Source organism: Acinetobacter towneri DSM 14962 = CIP 107472, from assembly GCF_000368785.1.
Classification (GTDB): domain Bacteria; phylum Pseudomonadota; class Gammaproteobacteria; order Pseudomonadales; family Moraxellaceae; genus Acinetobacter; species Acinetobacter towneri.
Genome location: NZ_KB849683.1, coordinates 31,991 through 57,142 on the forward strand (window position 1 = coordinate 31,991; position 25,152 = coordinate 57,142).

General features: G+C 42.5%; 18 protein-coding genes. 6 read left to right on the forward strand and 12 right to left on the reverse strand.

What is annotated here, in order from left to right; genetic code table 11:
• Positions 1-114 precede the first annotated feature (114 nt).
• From F947_RS00770 to F947_RS00795, 6 genes are all read right to left on the reverse strand, one after another.
• A complete protein-coding gene (locus F947_RS00770) occupies positions 115-1,422 on the reverse strand; it encodes an FAD-dependent oxidoreductase (RefSeq protein ID WP_004970183.1) in 1,308 nt (435 codons plus the stop codon).
• A 423-nt stretch (positions 1,423-1,845) separates the two neighbouring features.
• A complete protein-coding gene (locus tag F947_RS00775; RefSeq protein WP_004970186.1) occupies positions 1,846-2,730 on the reverse strand; it encodes a pirin family protein in 885 nt (294 codons plus the stop codon).
• 196 nt (positions 2,731-2,926) lie between these two features.
• Entirely contained in the window at positions 2,927-3,490 is a 564-nt protein-coding gene (gene ahpC / locus F947_RS00780; RefSeq protein WP_004970191.1) for an alkyl hydroperoxide reductase subunit C, read from the reverse strand.
• A 238-nt stretch (positions 3,491-3,728) separates the two neighbouring features.
• The gene (gene ssb / locus F947_RS00785; protein ID WP_004970192.1) at positions 3,729-4,280 is read right to left on the reverse strand and encodes a single-stranded DNA-binding protein; all 552 of its coding nucleotides are present in this window, start codon (positions 4,278-4,280) and stop codon (positions 3,729-3,731) included.
• A 51-nt stretch (positions 4,281-4,331) separates the two neighbouring features.
• Entirely contained in the window at positions 4,332-5,696 is a 1,365-nt protein-coding gene (locus tag F947_RS00790; protein ID WP_004970193.1) for an MFS transporter, read from the reverse strand.
• A gap of 215 nt (positions 5,697-5,911) precedes the next feature.
• Complete coding sequence (locus tag F947_RS00795; protein ID WP_004970195.1) at positions 5,912-6,997, reverse strand: DUF475 domain-containing protein; 1,086 nt, start codon at positions 6,995-6,997, stop codon at positions 5,912-5,914.
• Positions 6,998-7,301: 304 nt separating this feature from the next.
• Between F947_RS00795 and tenA the strand changes: the two genes are divergently transcribed.
• Positions 7,302-7,976, forward strand: a complete 675-nt coding sequence (gene tenA, locus F947_RS00800; RefSeq protein WP_004970198.1) for a thiaminase II — start codon at positions 7,302-7,304, stop codon at positions 7,974-7,976.
• Between the two features lie 142 nt (positions 7,977-8,118).
• Positions 8,119-10,953, forward strand: a complete 2,835-nt coding sequence (gene uvrA / locus F947_RS00805) for an excinuclease ABC subunit UvrA (RefSeq protein ID WP_004970200.1) — start codon at positions 8,119-8,121, stop codon at positions 10,951-10,953.
• A 124-nt stretch (positions 10,954-11,077) separates the two neighbouring features.
• Here uvrA and F947_RS00810 read toward each other — a convergent pair whose 3' ends face one another.
• Positions 11,078-12,778: a GGDEF domain-containing protein gene (locus tag F947_RS00810; RefSeq protein ID WP_026438407.1), complete on the reverse strand. Its 1,701-nt coding sequence runs from the start codon at positions 12,776-12,778 to the stop codon at positions 11,078-11,080.
• 428 nt (positions 12,779-13,206) lie between these two features.
• On the opposite strand from F947_RS00810, the gene F947_RS00815 reads away from it, so the two are divergent.
• Positions 13,207-13,389: a hypothetical protein gene (locus F947_RS00815; protein ID WP_004970207.1), complete on the forward strand. Its 183-nt coding sequence runs from the start codon at positions 13,207-13,209 to the stop codon at positions 13,387-13,389.
• Between the two features lie 513 nt (positions 13,390-13,902).
• Positions 13,903-14,829 carry a porin Omp33-36 gene (gene omp33-36 / locus F947_RS00820; protein WP_004970208.1) on the forward strand — a complete coding sequence of 309 codons (927 nt, stop codon included), beginning with the start codon at positions 13,903-13,905 and terminating at the stop codon, positions 14,827-14,829.
• Positions 14,830-14,918: 89 nt separating this feature from the next.
• Here omp33-36 and F947_RS00825 read toward each other — a convergent pair whose 3' ends face one another.
• From F947_RS00825 to F947_RS00835, 3 genes are all read right to left on the reverse strand, one after another.
• Entirely contained in the window at positions 14,919-15,617 is a 699-nt protein-coding gene (locus tag F947_RS00825; RefSeq protein ID WP_004970209.1) for an ion channel, read from the reverse strand.
• Positions 15,618-15,828: 211 nt separating this feature from the next.
• Positions 15,829-17,538: a cation acetate symporter gene (locus F947_RS00830; protein ID WP_004970210.1), complete on the reverse strand. Its 1,710-nt coding sequence runs from the start codon at positions 17,536-17,538 to the stop codon at positions 15,829-15,831.
• 1 nt (position 17,539) lies between these two features.
• On the reverse strand, positions 17,540-17,872 hold the full coding sequence (locus F947_RS00835) for a DUF485 domain-containing protein (RefSeq protein ID WP_004970211.1): 333 nt from the start codon (positions 17,870-17,872) through the stop codon (positions 17,540-17,542).
• A gap of 185 nt (positions 17,873-18,057) precedes the next feature.
• Here F947_RS00835 and F947_RS00840 point away from each other — a divergent pair, with 185 nt between their 5' ends.
• Entirely contained in the window at positions 18,058-21,549 is a 3,492-nt protein-coding gene (locus F947_RS00840) for a PAS domain-containing hybrid sensor histidine kinase/response regulator (protein ID WP_004970213.1), read from the forward strand.
• A 517-nt stretch (positions 21,550-22,066) separates the two neighbouring features.
• The gene (locus F947_RS00845) at positions 22,067-22,834 is read left to right on the forward strand and encodes a hypothetical protein (RefSeq protein WP_004970215.1); all 768 of its coding nucleotides are present in this window, start codon (positions 22,067-22,069) and stop codon (positions 22,832-22,834) included.
• A 125-nt stretch (positions 22,835-22,959) separates the two neighbouring features.
• Here the strand turns inward: F947_RS00845 and F947_RS00850 are convergent, their stop codons facing one another.
• Positions 22,960-24,660 carry an NAD-dependent malic enzyme gene (locus tag F947_RS00850; RefSeq protein WP_004970216.1) on the reverse strand — a complete coding sequence of 567 codons (1,701 nt, stop codon included), beginning with the start codon at positions 24,658-24,660 and terminating at the stop codon, positions 22,960-22,962.
• A 170-nt stretch (positions 24,661-24,830) separates the two neighbouring features.
• On the reverse strand, positions 24,831-25,112 hold the full coding sequence (locus F947_RS00855) for a DUF2798 domain-containing protein (RefSeq protein ID WP_004970219.1): 282 nt from the start codon (positions 25,110-25,112) through the stop codon (positions 24,831-24,833).
• Positions 25,113-25,152 lie beyond the last annotated feature (40 nt).

Genomic DNA, 25,152 nt, shown 5'->3' on the forward strand with positions numbered 1-25,152 from the left:
AGATTGCGTTATGAAACTTGGCAATAGTCTCGCTATTCCCTGCGTTTCATGCCTGATCTGCTCAGTTTTAGCCTACAGCACAAACCATTTATGAAATATCAACAGACCCTAAACTTAATAACCTAATTGCGGCGCAACCTCAACTTGTGGTTTTAAATCAATAAACGGTAATGGTGCACCAAAAATTTCTGCAATATGCATAGCGGAAGTCACTGCAGATTCTAAAATTGGTAAACCATCGCACGACCATGAACCGCAGAAGAACACTTTACGATTGTCTTGGTGATGGCGCTGCTGCAACTCTTTGTTTAATGCCACTGTCTTTGAATCCACCACAGCGCGGGTTAAAGTTACCGTTGAAATGATCTTTTTCGGATCAATTGGTGTAACTGGACGCCATGTTTGGAACACTGGCGATTTACCGACCAAAGTTGGTTCGATCGAGTTAAGCCATACCGTAAATTGCTGACGAGTAAATTTACGATCCATCATATAACTTAAAACAGACCAATCTTTACGTTTTGGCGGCATCACCGTTTGATCAGTGTGAATCACCAAATCACCCTGCTCGAATTTGAACTGTTTAAGCAATTCAATATCTTCTGCAAATTGTTGATTGTCCAAGAAGTCTTGGACTTTAGTGGTTGGCGTTGCAATCACCACACGGTCAAATGTTTGCGACTGACCCTCAGAATTTTCAACAATTACACCATCTTCTTGTTGATGAACACGAGTAATCGCTGCACCACTTTGAATATTAATACCTTCAATCAACTTATCAACCAATGCAGGCGTGCCACCTTGTAAACGCAATAATGCATCACCATCAGTCAATTGGCGTAAAAATACCAACAATGGTTTTGCTGGCCATTCACCAATGGTTTTAGGGTCACAAGTACAAATGGTGTAAAGCACTGGCATCACTGCACCATGCCAAAACACTTCTTCAATTTCGTTACGGTTGATAAATTCCGCAAGGGTAATGTCTTGGTTTTTAGATTTGAAAAATTTAGCGATGGCTGTTTTTAACTGCAACATGCCTTTTACCAAACGCCAGCCGTATTGTTGTATGCCTTTACGGTTGTTAATGATTGGGAAATTACCAATACGGGTACGGCTTGTGGTCAGCCAAGTTTCGGTACGATCTTCAAATAACCAACTGCACGCCATATAAGTACGCACAGGATAAGTTTTAATGCCTAAATGTGTGGCCAAGCTGAGGGTGTTTTTCCACAAATGTGGGTTCATGACCCGTAACGGCGCATCAATTAAACCATCCTCAAATTCGATGCTATGACTGTCCATTCCACGACCAGGCAGCGCCTCAAAAATTGTAATGTTATGCCCTGCATCTTTAAGAATTCTTGCGGTAGCCAGTCCAGCCATACCACTACCGATCACTGCGATATCCAAACCGATCATCCATCTTTTTACATACTTTATGAAATTATGAACCATGCCTAAGGAAAATGAGCTATTAAAAACTACCAGATTGTGTACTTTTCACAGAGAAACAACACAAAGTACATTGGCAATATGATTACATTTTTTAACAATCAGAAAGTGCTTAAATAAGCCTTAGAATTTATTCATATTATTTCTTTAATACTATAAATAGTGTTCTAAACCATGTAGATAAATTCACCAATTTTATAATTTTCGTTTTACAAATAAATCTCTAAACGCTATGATACCAAGCACAAAAATGATAACTACATCACATATAATTATCATAAGGAATATGATCAATCCGCTAAAACTAGAAATTTGACAGCGCCAGAACAACAAAAGCCTCGGTCGAGACATCGACATGAGGCTTTTTTCTTGGCTAAGATTTTTTAAAGCTTAACCCGCTTGATGTTGAATCGGAATTTCACCAAACTTGCCTTGATTAAAATCTTCAAAAGCTTGAATGATTTCCTGCTTGGTATTCATGACAAATGGACCATAGCCTTGAATAGGTTCATTTAATGGCTTGCCTGTCAGCACTAAAAATTGCGTATCTTGCAGTGCTTCAAGCTGAATTAACGCTTCGCCATCTTGAGCAAATAACACCACTGAGTGATCTTGCACAAGTTGACTGCCATTGACCCGCACTTCACCTGCCAACACCACCAATAAAGTATTGTGATCTACCGGCACATGCAGCGCTTGGGTCTTTGCAGCTTTCAATTGTCCATCCCAAACATTGACAGGGCTAAAGGTGCTGGCAGGCCCAGATTGCTCTGCGTACTGACCTGCAATAATGCGTAAATGCCCCGCCTGATTTTCAAACTCAATTTTCGGAATATTTTGAGATTCAATGGCTTGATAACGTGGCGATGTCATTTTGTCTGCGGCAGGCAAATTCAACCAAAGCTGCACCATTTCAAACAATCCGCCTTGTGCTGCATAGTCTTTGGAGTGAAATTCCTCATGCACCACACCCGCACCTGCTGTCATCCACTGCACATCGCCTGTTTTGATGGTGCCACCACCACCTGCCGAATCTTTATGCGTCACTTCGCCCCGATAGGCAAGCGTCACCGTTTCAAAACCGCGATGTGGATGCGAACCAACACCATGTTGTGCGGTAGTCGCATCAAAATGATACGGCGCTGCATAATCCAAGAGTAAAAATGGACTGATCGCCTGCCCTAAACGGTCATAAGAAAATAGATTTTTGACTGGAAAACCATCGCCCACCCAATGCATGTTTTGGTTGCGATATAAACCGATTATTTTTTTCATGTGTTACACCTATTGCTAGGAGAATAGATGTTTTGATCTTAATCGCTCATCGCACCACAACCTAGTGCAAATTTGGCATACAGCATTGCAAGAATGGAATAATCTTGCTGAAACTTATACATGGTTAAACAAATCATGAGCATAAAAAATCCAGAAGCGAGGTTCTGGATTTTTAAAATTGAGTGCGATGATTCGATTAGATTTTACCCACCAAATCAATAGATGGTGCTAGGGTTGCATCGCCTTCTTTCCACTTGGCAGGGCAAACTTCGCTAGGGTGTGCATGCACATATTGCGCTGCTTTTACTTTACGCAACAACTCTTGCGCGTCACGACCAATACCGCCTGCATTGATTTCTACAATTTGGATTTTACCTTCAGGGTCAATCACGAAAGTACCACGATCTGCCAAACCTTCTGCTTCAATCAGCACTTCAAAGTTTTTAGACAATGTCCAAGTTGGGTCGCCAATCATTGGATACTGAATCTTTTTAATTTCTTCTGAGGTGTCATGCCATGCTTTATGGGTAAAGTGTGTGTCTGTAGATACTGAGTAAATTTCCACACCCATTTTTTGGAATTCAGCATATTGATCGGCTAAATCGGCAAGTTCAGTTGGGCAAACAAAGGTGAAATCTGCAGGGTAGAAAAACACCACTGACCATTTACCAATAAAGTCTTGCTCAGATACGTCAATAAATTGACCATTGTGGTAAGCGGTTGCGTTAAATGCCTTGACTTGGGTATTGATTAAACTCATGGATAATTCCTCATTTCATTTCAGGGATTGCTTATCTTGTGTAGTTAGAATACGAAAAACCAATGAATCGGTAAAACAGTGTTTTTTTATAAAAATAATCGGATTTACAAATTAACAATCCTATCATAGTTTGAAATTTAATCGAGAAAATAGATATTTGCTGAATATCTGCATAAAAAAACCCTTTGTCGAAACAAAGGGTTTGGATGATAATTTCCATTTTAATCAAATGGTTAGTCTAAAATGGCAAGTCATCATCTAAATCTGCTGGTGCAGTTGCAGGCGCAGCTTGTGGCTTCGGTGCAAAACCACTCGGGTTATTGTTGGCATAGCCGCCACCCTGATTTTGGTTAAAACCGCCTTGATTTTGATTCGCATAACCTGTGGCTGGAGCTTGGTTATTGTTAAAACGTGGTTGTGCAAACCCACCATCTTGCTGGTCAGATTGTCCACGGTTCGAAGAATCGAGCATTTGCATTTGATCACCACGAATTTCAGTAGTGTAACGCTCTTGACCGTTTTGATCGGTCCACTGACGTGTACGCAATGAACCTTCAATATATACCTTAGAACCTTTGCGTAAATATTGCTGTGCAATCTCGCCTAAACGGTTATGTAAAACAATGCGATGCCACTCTGTTTGCTCTTTACGCTCACCTGTGTTTTTGTCTGTCCAGACATCACTGGTTGCGATAGAAAATTGAGTGAGAGAACCCCCATTTGGGAAAGTTTTTGTTTCAGGATCACGACCTAAAGTACCCACTAAGATGACTTTATTTACACCACGCATTAGATGTTTTCTTCCTATTTGTTTCTATTATTTACTTTATAAGAGTTATGCTTAAATGGCTACCTCTTTCCCAAACAAGTGCGTTAATTGTTGTCGCGCAGCATCATCAATATGCTGTTTATCAACCTTTACATACGCCACTTGTTGGTCAGACATCACCACGACCTCTTCAATACCACGAATTGCCAATAACTGAGAAGTCCATTCATCTGTTTCTCGATTCTCAGGCAAGCGCAATACCAAAGATGAAAGATAGCGCGGCTGCGCCAATCCAAAACTAACAAGCAACCAAATTATAGCAATCGCAGTCAAAATACTCCAACCCATTGCGGTGTGGTTGAGCATCAACAACTGCCCACCAATCATCCCACCAAAAAATGCTCCCAAAAACTGACTGCTCGCATTCACACCCATCGCGGTGGCTTTAGATTGAATTGGCGCAGCCTTTGACAACCACGAAGGTAATAAAGCTTCCATAACGTTAAAAGCAATAAAGAATAAGCCCAAACCCAATAAAAGGATGTACTTCGATTCAAACCCAAAAATCAGCACCAACAGACCTAAAATAATACCTGCAATGGCGGTCAGGAAAATGCCACGCATTTTGCGATATTTTTCTGCCAAAACAATACTTGGAAATGCCACGAACAGACTGACCAACAACAATGGCAAATATACCCAGCCGTGATGCTGCAAAGGAATATCGGCAAATTGGATTAATTGCGAAGGCACATAAATAAACATGGCAGTCAGCAATAAATGTAGGGTAAATACCGATACATGCAGACGGTTTAAATCGCCCATTTTCAGGACTTGCTTTAACTGAGTGATATAGCCTTGCTGAAAATTACGATGATGACGCGTGACTTTAGGCACCAATAACAACATGAGAATCGCTGCTAGTCCCATCACTGTGGTGACCCAAAATAACCCTGAAATACCAACCCAGCCCGTAAGCCATGGCCCTAAACTAAAGGCCACCACAAAGGACATACCGATACTCATCCCCATCACCGCCATGGCTTTCATGCGGTTTTCTTCGCGGGTCACATCGGCCAGTAATGCCATCACCACGGCAGATACTGCGCCACCACCTGCAATGGCACGACCAATAATCACGCCATAAATGGTGTCAGACATGGCTGCAATTGCACCACCCAAAGCAAACAGTAATAAGCCAAAAACCACCAATGGCTTACGGCTATAACGGTCTGCAATTAAGCTAAACGGAATTTGTAAAATGGCTTGGGTGAGTCCATAAACACCAACGGCAAGACCAATCAGTGCAGGAGTTGAGTATTGATATGACTGCCCTGCTACTGAAAATACAGGAATAATCATGAACAGACCCAACATGCGCAATGCAAAAATACTGCTTAAAGCAAAGGTCGAGCGGCGTTCTAAGGCATTCATCATATCAATCGACTAAAACTAAATAATTTTGAATTTGCAGATATCCTACAACATTCAGCTTAAGGATGCTGATTTTTCCCGATGTTTATTCAACAGACCCTACTTTTTCAATAAAAAAGGGCGCAACGTTGTGCACCCAAATTTATATTTTATACAGTCTTCATCACCGTATTGCTCTGTGATTTCGCGGCAATACAGCAACGGGCATCACCATAGCATTAACCCGCTTTTGCCTGACGTTTTTTAAATTGAATAGATGCAATCACCGCCCAAACAATAAAGGCAACACCAATTAAACCTGTCACCACTTCTGGCACATGCAAGCCTGTACCGCTGGCAATCATAATAAAGGCCAACGCACCAATCGCATAGTGCGCACCGTGTTCAAGGTAAATATAGGCATCCAACGTGCCTTTTTCGACTAAATAAATCGTCATCGAACGCACGAAAATTGCACCAATCGCCAAGCCTAACATGATGATCACCACATCAGAGGTGATTGCAAATGCACCAATGACACCATCAAAACTGAACGAGGCATCTAGCACTTCCAGATATAAAAAGCCCCCAATACCCGCTTTCACCACGCCTGTCGGTACGCCATTTTCGTCATGACGCACAGCATTGCCCTGTTCATCGACCTCTGGTTCACCGCCCAACATGTGACTCAGCACTTGTACGCCAATATAAATCACGATGCCCCAAATACCCGCCATCGTCACCACAAGGCGCTTATCTTCCACCACATTGGCCGCCATGATTAACAAAGTCACTAAGGCCAAAAATACCGACATGGCAGGCACGCTTGCCAGATTGCTCAAACGACGCTCAAACCATCTAAACCAGTGCGTGTCTTTTTCATCATCCAAGAAAAAGTTTAGGAAAACCATCAACAAGAATGCGCCACCAAAAGCAGCAATTTCAGGGTGATGTGCCATCAGTTTAGCCGAATATTGCTTCGGATCATTCAATGCCAGTTGCACCACTTCCATCATGCCCATATCGGCAGTGACCGCCACAATGACCACAGGGAAAATTAAACGCATACCAAAAACTGCAATGATAATCCCCACGGTTAAAAACAGCATTTTCCAGAAATGATCCCAACCGCGCAGCACTGACGCATTCACCACCGCGTTATCAAACGACAACGACACTTCCATAATCGCCAAAATTGCGGTAATGGTTAGTGCGGTAAGCATGGTTTGCACACCTGCTTCTGGGCCATGGGTATAGCCCCAGTATGCAGATAGCGCAAGACACACAATCGAAAATACGATTGAGAAACCAAAATGTTTCATCATGAGAAACGACCTATCACTATATTTTGATCTGAACTTTTCATCTGCCGAATCTGTACCATCAACGCAAAGTACAGTTTTGATTAAGCTTTAACAGATACAAAAATTCTGAAAATTGAATTGCCCGAATTTTAAATCGGACAAAAACTGAGAATGTAAAATTTTATGCTGCAATTATGACGCTTTTTCCTCAACTTCGGCAAAATTCTTCGTATGATTTTTGGTTTCCCGATCAGATACCGTGAAAACCGTGTTTTTCATTCCCAAACTGCTATAGTGAAATGCAACGACATATTAGGAATTTAGGATGCGCTTTTCTCAAGACGCTTGGCAACGTAACCTTGCCCTTTATCACAAGACGCTCGCTTTACCATTTAATCAGGAGTTGGCACAAGGCACCTTAAGTAAAGCTGCTTTTGCACATTATGTGATTCAAGATTCACATTACTTAATTGCCTACGGGCGTGCACTGGCAGTCTGTGCGGCTAAAGCTTTTGATGCAGATGATATTATTCAGTTCGCAGATGCCGCCAAAATCGCAATTGTGGTGGAACGTACCTTACATGACAGCTTTATGCAGGAGTTTGATATTTCCAAACAGGAATTTGAAAGTACTCCGCTGACCCTTGCCTGTCATCACTACACTTCTTATTTAGTCGCAACCGCATGGTCAGAAAGCTATCCTGTGGTATTGGCATCACTACTGCCATGTTTCTGGATTTATGCCGAAGTTGGTAAAGATATCGTCAATAATTCTGCACCGAATAATCCGTATCAGGCATGGGTCGATACCTATTCGGGCGAGGAATTCCACACCGCAGTCAATAATGTGATTCAAACCATAGACCGTGTTGCTGCGCGCTGTGATGCCGATACCCTTGAAAAAATGCACCACGCCTACACCAAAGCTGCAGAACTGGAATGGTTATTCTGGGATAGCGCCTATCATCAACGTCAGTGGCCGGGTTTAGATCAAGCTTAACGGCCGCCCTCACGCACCGTATGGGGATCACTCCATACAGTGCGACAAGCCATGACCGATAAAGCATGAAAAATAACACTTGAACAATTTTCATGCGCTATCATATATAGGTTTTTCATTTGCAAAAAATCGAGAAGTTTTTATGAGCCAAAGTCATATCCGTATTCGAGGTGCACGTACCCATAACCTAAAAAACGTGAACCTTGATATTCCACGCGATAAATTTGTGGTAATTACGGGTTTATCTGGTTCAGGAAAATCTTCACTGGCGTTTGATACCCTTTATGCCGAAGGACAGCGTCGTTATGTCGAATCGCTTTCTGCATACGCACGCCAGTTTTTATCGCAAATGGAAAAACCTGAAGTCGACTCGATTGAAGGTCTAAGTCCCGCAATTGCCATTGAACAGAAATCGACCAGCCATAACCCGCGTTCAACCGTGGGTACCATTACCGAAATTTACGACTATTTGCGTTTACTGTATGCACGTGTCGGCACACCTTACTGTCCTGAACATGATTTACCAATGGTGGCGCAAACTGTTTCAGAAATGGTCGATGCTGTAAAAGCACTGGAAGAAGGCACTGCCTTAATGCTACTCGCGCCTGTGATTCGTGAGCGTAAAGGCGAATATGTGCATCTGTTTGAACAGCTACAAAGTCAGGGTTTTGTACGCGCCCGAGTTGATGGCGAAGTCATGGACATTGACCCACCACCAGAACTCGATAAAAAGAAAAAACATACCATTGAAGTGGTGGTAGACCGTTTTAAAGTCCGAGATGATTTGGGCAACCGTATTGCCGAAAGCTTTGAAACTGCACTGCGTTTAGGTGGCGATTTAGCCATTTTATCGTGGATGAATGCGGAACAACCTGATCGTATTTTTTCGGCCAAGCACTCTTGCCCGCAATGTGACCGTGCCGTGGCAGAACTTGAACCGCGCCTGTTCTCATTTAACAACCCTTTTGGCGCTTGTCCAACTTGTGATGGTTTGGGGACACGTAGCCATTTCAGTGCGGAAAAATTGATTCCAAACCCTGAACTGTCGATTAGTCAGGGCGCAATTCGCGGCTGGGACAGACAGCGTCCGTATTATTACAGCATGCTGGAAAAAGTCGCGGCACATTATGAACTCTCACTCGATACGGCATGGAATCAGCTGGACAGCGTGACACAAAAGAAATTCCTGTATGGCACAGGTAAAGACAAAATTGACCTGAGCTATACTGATGAACGTGGACGCCACCATAAACGTGTGATTGCGTTTGAAGGCGTGTTACCGCATTTAGAACGTCGTTACCGTGAAACCGAAAGTAATTATGTACGTGATGATTTGGCGCAGTATTTATCTAATGCTGCCTGTGATGCCTGCGGTGGTTCACGTTTAAATGAAATCTCTCGTAATGTCCGCGTGAAAGACAAAACCATTGCTCAAATTACCCAAATGTCGATTGGCGATGCCGAAGACTACTATCAAGGCTTAAATCTTGAAGGGGCTAAAGGTGAAGTCGCAGATAAAATCTTTAAAGAAATTCGTGAACGTCTGCACTTTTTAGTGTCGGTGGGTTTGAATTATTTAAGTCTGTCACGCTCCGCCGAAACTCTTTCAGGCGGTGAAGCACAACGTATCCGCTTGGCATCTCAAATTGGTGCGGGGCTTATGGGCGTGATGTATGTGCTAGATGAACCTTCAATTGGCTTGCACCAGCGTGACAATGATCGCCTGTTGGAAACCCTGATTCGTTTACGTGACTTGGGTAACACGGTGTTGGTGGTAGAACACGATGAAGATGCGATTCGCGCTGCCGACCATATTATTGATATTGGCCCAGGTGCAGGTGTGCATGGTGGACATATTATTGCCGAAGGCACCTATGCAGAACTGGCCGAACATGCAGACTCCCTAACAGGGCAGTATTTATCGGGCAAATTAAAAATTGAAGTGCCGAAAACGCGCACCCAACCGCCACATCCCGAACAACAAATTAAGCTAATGGGCGCAGCAGGACATAACCTGAAAAAAGTGGATCTCACTTTGCCTTTAGGGGTAATGACTTGTGTCACAGGCGTGTCGGGTTCAGGAAAATCCACCCTAATTAACCGTACTTTGTTGCCTTTGGCTGCAACACAATTAAATGGCGCAACTACATTAACCGCAGAAAAATTCGACTCGATTGATGGTTTGCAATATTTAGATAAAGTGGTGGATATTGACCAAAGCCCGATTGGGCGAACGCCACGCTCGAACCCCGCGACCTATACAGGCTTGTTCACTCCAATTCGTGAGCTGTTTGCGCAAACCCCTGAAGCTAAAGCACGTGGCTATGCAGCAGGACGCTTCTCCTTTAACGTTAAAGGTGGACGCTGCGAAGCTTGTGAGGGTGATGGCATGATTAAAGTTGCCATGCACTTCTTGCCAGATATGTACGTGCCTTGCGATGCCTGTCATGGTAAACGCTATAACCGCGAAACTTTGGAAGTCAGTTATAAAGGTCGCAATATTTCTGATGTTTTGGAAATGACCGTTGAAGATGCCATGCATTTCTTTGATGCCATTCCTGTGATTCATCGTCGGTTGGAAACGTTAAATCAGGTTGGCTTGGGTTATATCCGCCTTGGTCAATCAGCTACAACTTTATCTGGCGGTGAAGCACAGCGCGTAAAACTGGCGCGTGAACTGGCCAAACGAGATACAGGCAAAACCCTGTATGTACTGGATGAACCGACCACTGGTTTGCACTTCCATGACATTGCCAAATTGCTCGACATCCTGCATGAGCTACGCAACAAGGGTAATACCATTGTGGTGATTGAACACAACCTAGATGTGATTAAAACTGCAGACTGGATTGTCGATTTAGGCCCTGAAGGTGGTGCAGGCGGTGGACAAATCATTGCCGAAGGCACACCTGAAACTGTCGCAAAATCTAAAATTTCACATACCGCAAAATTCTTAAAACCGATGTTAAAAGGCTAAAATAGATTATTTCAGTTTTTAAGCCCATTCAAGTTTAAATACAGATTCAGCACAAACTTGTGCTGAATCTTTCACTCTAGGCTTTTTATCACTTCGGAAATGCTCGTGGATCAATTACTGTGACTTAGTCACCAGCAACGGCATTGCGCCCACGTGCTTTGGCTCTAAATAAGTGTTTATCGGCTTTTTCCAACAATCTGCTCCATGACGCAGCACCCACCGCCACGCCAGCACTGACCGACACTTGAATATAATCATTCAGTTCTGGAATAAAAATTTCTTGATTCACAATATGGCAGCGCAATTTATCTGCCAAATACAGCGCCTCAGTAAATTCTATTTGCTCAATCAAAACCAAAAACTCATCGCCACCATAACGCACCACCAAGTCTGAGGCACGGACATGCGCTTTGAGAGTATCGGCAATACATTTTAAAGCTTGGTCACCTACCACATGCCCGAAGGTATCGTTAATGTGTTTGAATTTATCCACATCCATAATAATCAGACCAGTTTTGCTCAATTTTTCAGGTCGATGTTCTAAATATTTGATGTATTCCTCAAGCGCCAAACGGTTGGAAACACCAGTTAAGGCATCGGTATTGGCAATATTACGCAGCTGAAATTCTAAAATATCACGCTGCTCTAGGCGTTGTTTTAATTTTTGAATGGCCTCTAAGAGCGTTACCTTGTCTGGATTTTGCGTCCCTTGAGCTTCATCATCATAAGCTGCCAAGCGTAAAATTTGGCTGCGTGCCTGAATTAAAGGAATAAAGACCTTTGAGCGCGCATAGACCATGGTGAAAATAGCAGCCAATAACGAAATAATTGACGCTACTAGGGTTAAAATGAAAATACGCTGAGCTTGATGATAATCTTTGTGCGCAACCTGCAAACTGTGCGCTAATATAAATGACTGCAAACTGACCACAGTGTTGAATTTATCCACCAATTTTTGGGTGAGTTCAGTGCCTGTCAATGAATAGGGTTGCCCATCAATACTTTGCTGAATCAATTGATTGACGATAGGAATTCCCTCATCCAGAAACTCCTTTTTTAATTGATCATGCAAAATATTATATTCAGGAATTTTATGTGCTTCAGGCAAAATGGTATGGATTAAATCCCACAAATAATAAGCTTGGCGTTGGGTTTGCAAAGAGCTCGCCAAATTGGTTTCAGGAATTTTTTCAGCAAACGTTACCGCGGCAATAATATTGGATGCCACCCTTCCCGCTTGATCACGCAAATCTGAAAGAACAAAAATCACACTATAATAGGTCGATACCGATGAGTCTTTTGCCACTGAATCGAGCATGACGTGTTTCAGCACATGCTGAGAACTGTCCCATGCCGCAAACATTTTTTGAATCGCATGATCCATCTGTTGAGAGCTACGCAAATGCTGTGGAGTTGCTGCATATTCATCGACCGCCTGACGCCCTTGTTCTAAAGCGGTCTTTAATTGATGCGATAAATGATGCGCATGGATAATAAAACCTTCTTTTCTTAAAATATTGATGGTCTGTTCTACTTGTTGATCCACGCCAGCACGGTACGCTTTCAATTCTTGTAAATTTTGCTGAAATTCAGCTGCTGAACTCGACATGACTTTGTTTGCAGGTGCTCGTTCACGCGAAATACTATTGGTCAGTTCAGCCACTTTGCCTAATACAGAAATTTCAATTAAAGCACGTTTTGTTTTTTGATAACTCTGATAACTATTCACCATCAGAGGAACGCAAATAAAAAGCAATGACACGATAATAATGATCATCGAGATCAACAGTCGCTGACTGATATGCTCTGTGCGCAATTTCATCATCATGCTAAGTTTCACCTACGTCATTATAACTGTGCAAAATCGTGGACTTGATCACTTAATCGGCGACTATATTACATGAGCAATCTTTAAATTACTTACAAAAAAGATAATTAATTCACTTATATTTTGAATTATTTAGTTTTTATCACCAAATCATAACAGCTAAATTGGATCTGATATTTTAAACCTGTCTAACTAGAGCATCTTATTCAAGAAAACTTCTAAGCGCATACCCATGACCCATTTGCTTAAAACAACAAATACAAAAAATAATGTTTCAGCATGCAGAAAATATTTTACAGATGCAACATTTGGGTGCATAATGCACCTCATTAGGGCGAGTTTAGTTTTTCCTCAGCAGTAAACTAAATTTACCCGCAAATTTTGGCGAAAAATCCCAGTTTTTGAAAGAAAACTGGGATTTTTTTATGGGTTTTGATCATATCACACCCTCAAACTGCACCATATCAGTGCAATTTTCGCAAAACCATTTGCGTTTTCACATGCAAAAAAAACCCAACCTTGGGGAAAGTTGGGCAGATAAAAAGCAAACAATTATGGAGAATCAGATCGCACTACTGGATGAACCAAGCTTAGGATTTGATGGTTAAATTATGAGATAAGTCACATAATTTACAAACCCGACTTAAGTAGTAGGACTTCATGGTGGAATTATGAAATAAATCACAGTTTATGTAAAGCCTAGTCAACCAGTCTGATTTATTTTTATACAAATAGTCAAAATTAATGTGATTAAATTCACGTTATGCCGACTATTCCACTCAAATTCAGTCTAAACAAGCCTTCTTTATTGCTTGTTTTTTACCCAAATATCATGATTTCACCCTAAAACAGGTGAATTTTTCCGTTATTCTTCACATTCCAAGAATTATTATTATAGATAATTTCAATTAAATTTATCGATTAATCCAATTAATGATTTGCTTATTATTTCTACTTTTGTTGCAAAAACGAACATATTGACTTGTTATCCATACAGTTTTTAGGTTGACAGCAAAAATTTTATTTGAATATTTTTTAAACACCAAAGTCAATTGGACTTAATTCTTAAATAAAGTCCTTTTAGTTCATTGACTTAATAATTTGTTACACTAAAATGATCAATGTTTCATCCATTTTTAACAAAACTGGTAACTATCATGAAAAAACTCGGTTTAGCCACTGCATTATTATTAGCCATGACCAGTGCTCAAGCGTACCAATTCGAAGTTCAAGGTCAATCTGAATACATCGACAATACAGTAAACGATCAGGACTTTTCTGGTGCCCTTCAAGGTACTTACTACTTCAAAAATGTTGATGCGACTAAAGGTCCATTGGCTGAAGCTGCGTTCTTAAACCAAGCGTCTAACTTCTCTTTAGCATACAACTATGGTGAATACGATGTAGATGCTGACGAAGCAGATTTCGTATCTCATGTTTATGGTGCTAAAGCTGAAGCGTATATTCCAACTCAATTGGTTCCTGTTTATGCAAGTGCAGCATATAGCCACACCATCACAGATGGTAAAGGCGGTCAAGATAATGACAATGGCGACCGTTATGCCTTAGAACTTGGTGCAGTAGTAGCGCCTAACTTCTTAGTTGCTGTAGGTTATACAAGCGTTGCAGACCAAACTTCTTATGATGCTTTCAACATCCTTTCTAATGGTGTTGCTAAAGCAGCGCTTGAGTCAACTACAATCGGTGTAGACCCAAACTATGACCAAGATGCAATCACCGCACGTACAAAATATGTAGGCGCAATTGACGGCACCAATATGGCTGTTGGTTTTGAAGCAGGTCTTGTATATGGTGAAGATACTATGTACAACTTAAAAACAGATCTTTACTTAACACCAGCGCTTAGCGTAGGTGCTTCTTATGTAGAAACAAGTGCTGACTCTGTTGTCGATTCTGCTTGGGGCGCGAACGTAAACTACTTCATCACTCCTGCAGTTGCTGTAGGTGCTAGCTATGTAAATGCGAATGCTGTAGGCGAAGCTGTTGACACTCAAACTGTTGGTGTAAACGCTAAATTCCGTTTCTAATTTCACATTAGATACTGAAGTTAAAAAAGACGCTCATCTGAGCGTCTTTTTTATGCCTGAAATATGTCATGAAAAATTTACACGCTGTTTTACTCAGCTGAATCATCGTGGTGATTATGCGGTAAGTGGCGAATGTATTGCAATGCGATTAAACGTGACACGATCAATGCCAAATACATCACGCCACAGAACATTTGCAACATGGCAATCAACCGTGCTTCGGGACTGATCGGTATAAGATCAGATAAACCTGTCGCAGATTGCAAACTAAAACTTAAAAACAGTAAATCCAACCAGCTTTGTAAACCTGTAACATTCGGGTTCTGAAAACTATTTGGAATCAGAATCTGGCAAATGCTGTATAAAAAAGCAAAACCCCAAGCAATTAAAGTAAACACTGCGGCAGCGGCAAACAGCTCATCTTTGGTTAAATAACGGTCATGGAACATATAGCGCAATAAGCCATACGCTGCGCTAAAATAGGCTGCAGCTTCACAAGCATGACTCATCACCAAAATAAGAGGATGCCGCACACCTAGTAAAATAAAGAATGAAAAGAACAAAGCCGCATAAACAAAACTGAGCCCCAAAATACTCAACATTGGCGTTTGTCGAATCACTTTAGCAATGAGCAACAACACCAATACACCCACCATCCACGTAATGACTTTATAGGGCATATGGTGATGCGCAAAGAGTGAGAGCAGCAAAATCACAAATTGCAAGAACAACAGCCATGCCGAAGGTAATATCCGAAAACCTTTCCATACATTTTGTAGTGCTTGCATACGCCTCGGCTGCCTTTTTATTGTTTTGATTTCTAACATAACATGCTGCCAGATCACTGCATGCATGGACTCTGTATCAAAATTGCATATATAAAACCTCTCTCTATGCTTTAGATGAAATAGCCTCCCGCAGATACTAGATAGATCATCCATGAATTTTTAGCCATAAAAAAAGTCCCATTGCTGGGACTTTTTTGAGGTGTTTCAGACCTTAGTGGTCAGATGCACCAGAGATACCAATACCAGTTTGTGAGCGTACGAACTGTGCATCGAATGCTTTACGTTCAGCTTGTGCTTGCGCAGAGTTGTCAGTGATAGAGAACAACCAGCAGCAGAAGAATGAAAGTGGCATTGCAAAGATCGCAGGACCGTTAAATGGGTTGATTGGTGTGTCAGAAATTTGAAGCGTATCTACCCAAACTGCTTTAGACAATATAATTAAGGTTACTGCTGAAGCTAAGCCTGCTACACCACCAATCACTGCACCGCGAGTCGTTAAGCCTCTCCAGAACATAGACAATACAAGTACTGGGAAGTTTGCACATGCTGCTACAGAGAATGCTAAACCTACCATGAACGCAACGTTTTGTTTCTCGAAAAGAATACCCAAGATCATTGCGAAGATTGCTAAGCCTAAAGTTGCAATTTTAGACATGCGAAGTTCAGATTCAGGAGTCGTTTGACCTTTCTTGAATACGTTAGCGTACAAGTCGTGAGAGATTGCTGAAGCACCAGACAATGTCAAACCAGCTACAACCGCAAGAATTGTTGCGAATGCTACCGCTGAAATGAAGCCCATGAACAAGTCACCGCCAACTGCATCAGACAAGTGCACCGCAGCCATGTTGTTACCACCAACAAGTTCTAACTTGCCAGTCACTGCCATTTTCGCAACATCAAGGAATTGTGGGTTGTTGGATACATAAAGGATCGCACCAAAACCAATGATGAACGTTAATAGGTAGAAGTAACCAATGAAACCTGTAGCAACTACAACTGATTTACGCGCTTCTTTTGCATCTTTTACAGTAAAGAAACGCATCAAGATGTGTGGTAAACCTGCAGTACCGAACATTAATGCAAGACCAAGTGAGATTGCATCAATTGGGTTAGAAGCTAGCTTACCAGGACCCATAATGTTTGCAGCATCTGCCAAGCTCAAGTCATGTACTTTAGAGAATACTTGGATTGATTGCTCGAACATGTTAGTGAAGCTGAAGCCCACACCTTTCATTACCATGAAGGCCATGAAAGTTGCACCTGAAAGTAACATCACCGCTTTGATGATCTGTACCCAAGTTGTTGCCAACATACCACCGAACATTACGTAAGCCATCATGAGTAGACCCACGATTACTACAGCAATATTATAGTTCAAACCAAAGAGTAGTTTGATTAACTGACCCGCACCTACCATCTGTGCAATCAGATAGAACGCAACTACAACAAGTGAACTGAATGCTGCAAGGGTACGTACTGGCTTTTCAGCTAGACGGAACGATACCACGTCAGAAAGGTTATATTTCCCTAAGTTACGTAAACGTTCAGCGATCAAGAACAATACAATTGGCCAGCCCACCATGAAGCCCAGCGAATATAGCAAGCCATCAAAGCCTGACATAAACACCATTGCGGAAATACCGAGGAACGATGCTGCTGACATATAGTCACCTGCAATCGCTAGACCATTTTGGAAACCAGAAATACCACCGCCTGCGGTATAGAAGTCCTTAGTGCTCGTAGTTTGCTTCGCTGCCCATTTAGTAATGAACAAAGTTGCGCCAACGAAAATTAAGAACATAATAATTGCTGGCCAGTTGGTCGGCTGCTGTTCTGCTGCACCTAAATCTGGTCCTGCAAATGCCATACCTGACATTAATACAGTAGACGCAGCCAGTGCTTTCAATGAATTCCATTTCATCTTAGTGCGGTCCTTTCTCATGTGTAATTGCTTCAACTTCACGCATCGCATCTTCATTCAACTGGTCAAGTTTGCCATTCGCAATTGATGAGTAAACTGCACATAAAATGAAAGATAAAACGATAATGCCCAGACCCAGTGGAATACCCCAAGTCGTCACACCACCTGAAATTGAACTCAATAAGAATTCTTTGTTATAGCCCACTAAAAGCATAAAACCTACGTACACAAACAACATGATTGCTGTTAATGTCCAGCTTAGGTTACTTTTTCTGCGAACCATTTCTTTGAATTTTGGGTTTTGTAGAATGCGTTCTACTTGTACCTCATCCATAACCTGCTCCTTCAAGCGCCCTGCCTTAGGCGCAAATTTTTAATTCGAATTATTTCGAACTTAAAATTAACAATGTTGGAGCCGATTTGCAATTTAGACTTTGGTCGCTAAAAAAATGATCAACCTCAGCGCAAAGGCAATGGAATAGGCTATCATAGCCCTATTGTTGATACTTTTAAGGCATCATGAACAGCTGGCTCATTATGGGGGTTTTAGCCCTCTATATCGCATTACTTTTTATCTGTGCTTTCTATGGGGAAAAACACGCCAGTCGTTTAAGCACGCGTGGGCGCATGCTCATGTTCAGCTTAACTTTAGGGGTGTACTGTTCATCATGGACTTTTTATGGTGCAACGGGCGCAGCCGTTCGTGAAGGGATCATTTTTTTACCCATTTATTTAGGGCCATTGCTGTTTGTCGCTGTTGGTTATGATATTTGGCGACGTTTAGGTCGAGTGCGACAACACCACGCCATTTCATCGATTGCTGACTTTGTTGCTGCACGTTACGGTAAAAGCGGGCCATTGGCATCACTGGTCACAATTTTGGCGGTGATTGCAATTATTCCCTATTTGGCTTTGCAATTACGCGCAATTGCGCTGAGTGCCGCAGTGATTTTGGATCAAAGCACCAATGTTGAAAGTACCACCAATGCGGTGTTATTCCTGACAGGTTTATTGGCTATTTTGGCGATGCTGTTTGGTACTCGACAAATTGCCAATACCGAACAACACGGCGGCTTAATGCTTGCGGTTGCCTTTGAGTCCTTTGTCAAACTATTTGCCTTGCTGGCTGTGGCCTTCTTCTTTGTATTTGAAGCGCCTGACAATATTCATCAAATTGCCAATGATGTTTCAATTACCTTCCATGAAGTACAGCTGTTTGGTGTGCCTGAAACCTTTTGGGTGCAAACCTTATTGGCGGCATTAGCGATTATTTGTTTGCCGCGTCAGTTTCACGTTGCTGTGGTCGAACTGCGCGATGAAAAACATATTCGGGGTGCGCGTCGCTGGTTTGCCGTTTATCTGATTTTAACCACCATCGCGATTGTTCCAATTGCCAGTTGGGCCTTGCACGCAGCTCCGCAATATTTAGCCATCCCAGATGTAGCGGTTTTGTCTTTGCCACTCAGTTATAACCAAGACTGGTTGACGCTGTTGGCGTTCTTGGGAGGATTCTCCGCCTCAACAGGCATGCTATTGGTATCTTCAGTAGCACTGTCGATCATGCTGAGTAATGACCTGATCATGCCTGCCTTGTGGCGTATGGGCATTTTCTCACGCCATGACAAGCGCTTGCCTTTGGTACTGAAATTCACCCGACGCATTTGTATTTTAGCGGTGATGCTGCTCGGCTTCCTGTTCTTCAACTTCTTTAACGATATTGATCAACTTTCTGTGTTTGGCTTGTTGGCCTTTAGTGCAGTGGCACAGTTCTCCCCTGCCCTGATTGGGGGGTTATATTGGCGTGGTGGCAGTAAACAGGGCGTTTATGCAGGCTTAATTGTTGGATTTGCGATGTGGGCCTATACCCTGCTACTTCCGACTATTTTACGCAGCCTGCCAAGTCAGTTCAGCGAGTTTACCCGTGAATTTTTATTGCTGGGACCTTTAGGCATCAACTGGTTACGCCCTGAAGCCTTGCTTGGCTTTGAATCTTTTGCCCCGCTCACACATGGGGTGGTTTGGGCGCTCGGTTTAAATATTTTGTTATATGTTTGGGTGTCACGTATTTTCCGCCCAAGTGTGGCAGAACAGATTCAGGCCGAAAGTTTCTTTTATTATGAAACCAAGCCTTTGCCAACTCAGAACATGAGCAACGAGGTCAGCTATTCACATCAGGATGTAGCGCGTTTAAAAGTAGGCGATTTAATCACACTGGCAAAACGCATTACAGGCGAATCTCCAACCCGACAAGCCTTTGAGCAGTTTAGTCAGCAAAATAATGTGGTGCTGAATGAAAATGCCAATGCCAACGGCATGTGGTGGCGTTTTACCGAACAATATTTGGCAGGCACCATTGGTGCAGCATCTGCGCGTACTTTGCTCACCACTGCCATGGTCAATAACGGACTCGCTTTAGGGCAAGTTGCGAATATTCTTGACCAAGCCTCACAATGGCAACGCTTTAACCAAAACCTAATCATGACCATGATTGACCACATGACCCAAGGCGTGAGTGTGGTAGATGAAAATATGTGTTTGGTAGCATGGAATAATCAATATCTCAAACTATTTGATTATCCTAAAGATATTGTCTATGTCGGGTGCCCAATTGCCGATTTGATTCGCTATAACGCAGAACGTGGTGAATGTGGTCCGGGCTCAATTGAAGAACACGTGCGTAAACGTATTCACTGGATGAAAATGGGCAGTGCACACGAGTTTGAACGCATCCGTAAAGATGGTCGTGTAATTCAAATGCGTGGTAATCCAATTGAAGGCGGTGGTTTCGTGACCACCTTTGCCGATATTACCGCTTTCCGTGAAAACGAAGCCGTACTTGAAGCACGGGTACAAGATCGCACACAACAATTGGCCGATGCTTTGGCAGAACAGCAATTGGCACGTGAACAAGCCGACAAAGCCAATATGTCCAAAAGCCGCTTTATTGCCGCTGCCAGTCATGACTTATTACAGCCAATGCATGCAGCGCGCTTATTCAGTACGGCTTTAGAGCAAAGTATTCAGTCCGATGAAGACCGTAAAACCCTGCAACAACTGGATCGTGCCCTGCATGGTGCAGAAAGTATGCTCTCGGCCTTGTTGGATATTGCCCGTTTGGAAGGCGGTACGATTCAGCCGAAACGTCAGGCTTATCCACTGCATGACTTACTCAGCGATTTAAGCCTGCAATTTAAATCCATTGCGGCACAACGTGGCATTGAATTCCGTGTGCATGACGTACAGTTCTGGATTGATACCGACCCACAATGGATTCGTCGTATTATTCAAAACTTTGTCAGCAATGCGCTGCGCTATACCGCCAAAGGGCGTGTGGTCGTGGGCGTGTTACGTTCTGCAGAACATCCACAACATATTAGAATTGGGGTGTGGGATACAGGTCCAGGTATTGCCGAAGAACAACGTATTAAACTGTTTCAGGAATTTGAGCGTTGCGGACATACGTCGCCTTGGGGTGAGCAAGGTCTAGGTCTTGGGTTAGCGATTGTGCAGCGTATGACCAGTTTGCTGAACTACCCTGTGCATGTCTATTCGGAATTGGGCAAAGGCTCGTGCTTTATGATTGAAGTACCGATTGTCGAAGCTCCAAAAGTAGTGGCTGCACCTGTGCAAGTGGTGCCGTTGAAAACCAAAGCCTATAAAATTTTGTGTTTAGATAATGATGAAACCATTTTGGAAGGCATGGCGACCCTGCTGAGTAAATGGGGCTATCACGTATTTAAAGCCACCGAACCTGAACAAGCAATTGAGTTGATTCAACGTGAGCACATTCAAGTTTGGTTGGTCGATCAGCACTTAAATGACGATAAAATCGGTTTAGATTTTATTCTGGAACATCGTCAAGCCGATGTACCTGTGGCGTTAATTACTGCTGACTCTGATCCAGAACTACCGCAACGCTTAAAAGAACTCAACATCGTCTTGCTGAAAAAACCATTAAAACCAGCATCGCTACGTTCTTGGTTATCGGGTCTGAAAATTTCGGAGACTTGATTCACATACCTAACTTTGGCTAATTTGGGGCGCTCATCCCACAGAGATAAAGCTGAGATGAACGCACCGACCTTGTTACATTTTCTGGTTTGGTTACATTTGCTAGTCTGATGACCAAGCTTCACTTTACATAGCGAAATATGGCTACAATGAAAATCCAACACATTTGCTGTCAATATTGACAGCGATTGACCTGATGCAACACCCATTGACCAAAGTTTTCAAAAATGTCGCGTTTTGAGTGCCTGCCCTTCACATTAAATACCATCACCTCACTGGCTATGGCAAAGTCTGACAAGATGGTAAGTGAATATGCTCAATAAATTTTACAATTTTTCTAAGCCCTGAGTTTGTCGTTATTTTTTGCCCTTATCGCCAAAACATTAGACTTTAGTCGTATATGCTTAAAACGCTTCATGCGCGCATAACTGAGTACAAGAAATGATCAATTGGCTGGTGTAGCCTGTATAAATACTGCGATTGATCAACCCTTCTTCTCATTTTAGGAAGTGATGTCATGAATTTAGCTGAATATGAACAGCAGCTTGCCGAACAATCTCAGCAGCTGCATCGTCAATACGGCGTCAATGCGCTCTTACCCGAAATTCAATGGAATCAACTGTTCCCCAATAGCAAACTCAGTTCCACTCATCTTCAAGCTTTGGAAACCATTTACCAAAGTGCTGTGCCCTTAGCCTTGCAGGTTTTTGAAGAGTTAAACTTTGATGTATTTAGTCCTGCAGCGTATAAACCTCAAGGTTTAGGTCTGTTCGAGAAACTTGCAGATCAGGAACAACAATTACTCAGCCTTTTGGAGCAAGAAGCTCAAGGCCTAGATGAACCTACCCGCCAACATATTTGGAGTATGTTATTACGTGGTGGTGCGGTACTGGTCTTTAAAGCATGGTTAGGCAAAGTCAAAACAGATGAGGCACAACTCGATACAGCTCAATTTGATGAATTGTCCGATTTGCTGTTCATTAAAACCTCACCTTTTGAGCTGGCAGAACGCTTAAAAGTCGATGCGCATGCACCCACTGAACATATTTTTCTACTGTATGGCAATGACGTGTATTTAGACCGTTTTAACAGTCTTGAAACGGCAGCCTTATTTGTCGATTTAGGCGTGTACGATGCTGCGTTTATAAGCCTGAGAGATGACCACGTTGCAAAATACCTGATTGGACAAGGCTATGTCAGTGAGCAGCAAATTGATGAATTGCAATGTGCCTTAAATCCTTTGAATTGTGCCGATTTAAATCCAAAACAGAACTATATTGCTTAGTGTGAGTTGAAGACTTAAATTCCAAGTAATCACATCGCAAACCCCATCCTATTCCAAATAAAAACAAGGCGTGCAATAGCACGCCTTGTGGCTTATTTCATTAACAATACACGAATGAATTTTGCTTAAAACGTCACACGTTTATAATCACGATATTCAGGCTTCCAGAAATTAGCCTCAATTGCCTCTCGTAATGCCTCATCACTCATGACAGCTGCAACGCCTGCATCCATTGCTGCTTTTGCGACTCTAAATGCAATAAATTTAGACACCTGCTGAATTTCATTTAAATCAGGCAATAAATCTGCATTTGGATCCTGCAACAATGGTGAGCAGTCCGCCAGCGCATTACTGGATGCAATTAACATACTGTCTGTCACACGTGTTGCCCCTGCAGCGATTACCCCTAAGCCAATACCTGGGAAAATATACGAGTTATTGCATTGGGAAATATTATAAAGTTTGCCCTGATAGTTCACTGGCTCAAATGGGCTACCTGTTGCAATTAAGGCCTTGCCTTCAGTCCACTCCAAAATATCGGCAGGAAATGCTTCAACTTGTGAGGTTGGGTTTGACAATGGCAACACAATTGGACGCTCGCAATTGGCAGCCAAGGTTTTAATCACCTCTTCAGTAAATAAACCCGGTTGCCCCGAAACCCCAATCAATACCGTTGGCTTGGCGTTTTGAATGACGTCCAACAGAGAAATCACACCTTCAGGATTGCCCCAATGTGCAACACGGTCAGGACTTTGTGCCAATTTACGTTGGAAATCGAGCAAGTTTGGCTGATTGCTGGTGAATAAGCCAAAACGATCCACCATATACACACGAGCACGTGCTTCAGCATCGCTTAAGCCTTCCACCACCATTTGCGCCACAATTTGCTCGGCAATACCACATCCTGCAGAACCCGCGCCCAAAAAGGCAATGGTTTGATCTTTCAGCTGCTTGCCTGCCGCACGTGATGCAGCAATTAAACTGCCCACAGATACAGCAGCAGTGCCCTGAATATCATCATTAAAACAGCAAATCTGATCACGATATTTATTCAGCAAGGGCATGGCATTTTTCTGAGCAAAATCTTCAAACTGAATCAATGCCTTTGGCCAACGGCGTTTCACCGCATCAATCACCTGATCGACAAATTGATAGTATTCCTCACCACTAATACGTGGCTGATTCCAGCCCATATAGATCGGATCATTCAGTAATTGTGGGTTATTGGTGCCTACATCTAAGGTAATGGGTAAGGTATAGGCAGGACTAATACCGCCACATGCTGTATATAAAGACAGTTTTCCAATTGGAATACCCATGCCGCCAATGCCCTGATCACCCAAGCCTAAAATACGCTCACCATCGGTAATCACAATCACTTTGACATTCTTTTTATTGATGTTTTGTACAATATCATCAATATGGGCACGGTCTGGATAGGAAATAAAAATACCCCGATGACGGCGGTAAATATCGGAAAAACGCTGACATGCCTCGCCTACAGTTGGGGTGTAAATAATAGGCATCATTTCACTCAAATGCTGTTCAATCAGGTGATAAAACAGGGTTTCATTGGTGTCCTGAATGTTGCGCAAATAAATATGCTTGTTGATGGCATCGCTAAAAGCAGAATATTGCTGATACGAACGCTGGCTTTGTTCTTCAATATTTTCAATTGCATGTGGAATTAAGCCATGCAAGTTAAAACGGGTGCGTTCTTCTTCTGAAAATGCAGAACCTTTATTTAATAAAGGCAATTCTAAAAGGCCGTTGCCCGCATAGGGAATATATAAAGGACGTTTCTGCTGCAAATTTGCGGTTGTCATTGTTCATCTCATTCTAATCGGTTGCTGATGGCGCATGGATTGAGATGCACCATCTGACATCTGACTAGCTTAGCCCGAATTGCAGCAAATAGGGCATTTAGAAGTTTGATAACCAAATCTGAATGATTTTTATTTCTGATAGCCCATGTTATATAGGCATCGAACCTAATTTATTTGGGTGGTTGCAGTGGCGTCATATCTACAATTAAGCCAGTGAACTTACGCACCAAAGGCAGCACACATAATACGACTGGAAAAGCAAACGCCCAAGAAATCATCCAGTTATGCAACCACAGGGTAAAAAATCCCTCAATCCAGCCCAAATTTCGGATCATATTAATCAACGAAATGATGCCACTCATCAAACATGATAAAAAGAAAGGCATTACCACCGTGGCCCATTTCATGGGTAATTTGGGTACATTGCCAAAAATCATTGCACGTTGTTTCATGCTCCAGCCTTTTCGCCTCACTGAATGCCGCATACTATGC

Bases quoted from the DNA above. Each gene is read 5' to 3' on its own strand.
- F947_RS00810 (WP_026438407.1), bottom strand. From the start codon at position 12,778: ATGATGAAATTGCGCACAGAGCATATCAGTCAGCGACTGTTGATCTCG.
- ssb (WP_004970192.1), bottom strand. From the start codon at position 4,280: ATGCGTGGTGTAAATAAAGTCATCTTAGTGGGTACTTTAGGTCGTGAT.
- F947_RS00790 (WP_004970193.1), bottom strand. From the start codon at position 5,696: ATGATGAATGCCTTAGAACGCCGCTCGACCTTTGCTTTAAGCAGTATT.
- F947_RS00845 (WP_004970215.1), top strand. From the start codon at position 22,067: ATGAATTTAGCTGAATATGAACAGCAGCTTGCCGAACAATCTCAGCAG.
- F947_RS00830 (WP_004970210.1), bottom strand. From the start codon at position 17,538: ATGAAATGGAATTCATTGAAAGCACTGGCTGCGTCTACTGTATTAATG.
- F947_RS00855 (WP_004970219.1), bottom strand. From the start codon at position 25,112: ATGAAACAACGTGCAATGATTTTTGGCAATGTACCCAAATTACCCATG.
- uvrA (WP_004970200.1), top strand. From the start codon at position 8,119: ATGAGCCAAAGTCATATCCGTATTCGAGGTGCACGTACCCATAACCTA.
- F947_RS00775 (WP_004970186.1), bottom strand. From the start codon at position 2,730: ATGAAAAAAATAATCGGTTTATATCGCAACCAAAACATGCATTGGGTG.
- F947_RS00795 (WP_004970195.1), bottom strand. From the start codon at position 6,997: ATGATGAAACATTTTGGTTTCTCAATCGTATTTTCGATTGTGTGTCTT.
- F947_RS00815 (WP_004970207.1), top strand. From the start codon at position 13,207: ATGGGTTTTGATCATATCACACCCTCAAACTGCACCATATCAGTGCAA.
- tenA (WP_004970198.1), top strand. From the start codon at position 7,302: ATGCGCTTTTCTCAAGACGCTTGGCAACGTAACCTTGCCCTTTATCAC.
- F947_RS00840 (WP_004970213.1), top strand. From the start codon at position 18,058: ATGAACAGCTGGCTCATTATGGGGGTTTTAGCCCTCTATATCGCATTA.
- omp33-36 (WP_004970208.1), top strand. From the start codon at position 13,903: ATGTTTCATCCATTTTTAACAAAACTGGTAACTATCATGAAAAAACTC.
- F947_RS00825 (WP_004970209.1), bottom strand. From the start codon at position 15,617: ATGCAAGCACTACAAAATGTATGGAAAGGTTTTCGGATATTACCTTCG.
- ahpC (WP_004970191.1), bottom strand. From the start codon at position 3,490: ATGAGTTTAATCAATACCCAAGTCAAGGCATTTAACGCAACCGCTTAC.
- F947_RS00835 (WP_004970211.1), bottom strand. From the start codon at position 17,872: ATGGATGAGGTACAAGTAGAACGCATTCTACAAAACCCAAAATTCAAA.
- F947_RS00850 (WP_004970216.1), bottom strand. From the start codon at position 24,660: ATGACAACCGCAAATTTGCAGCAGAAACGTCCTTTATATATTCCCTAT.
- F947_RS00770 (WP_004970183.1), bottom strand. From the start codon at position 1,422: ATGATCGGTTTGGATATCGCAGTGATCGGTAGTGGTATGGCTGGACTG.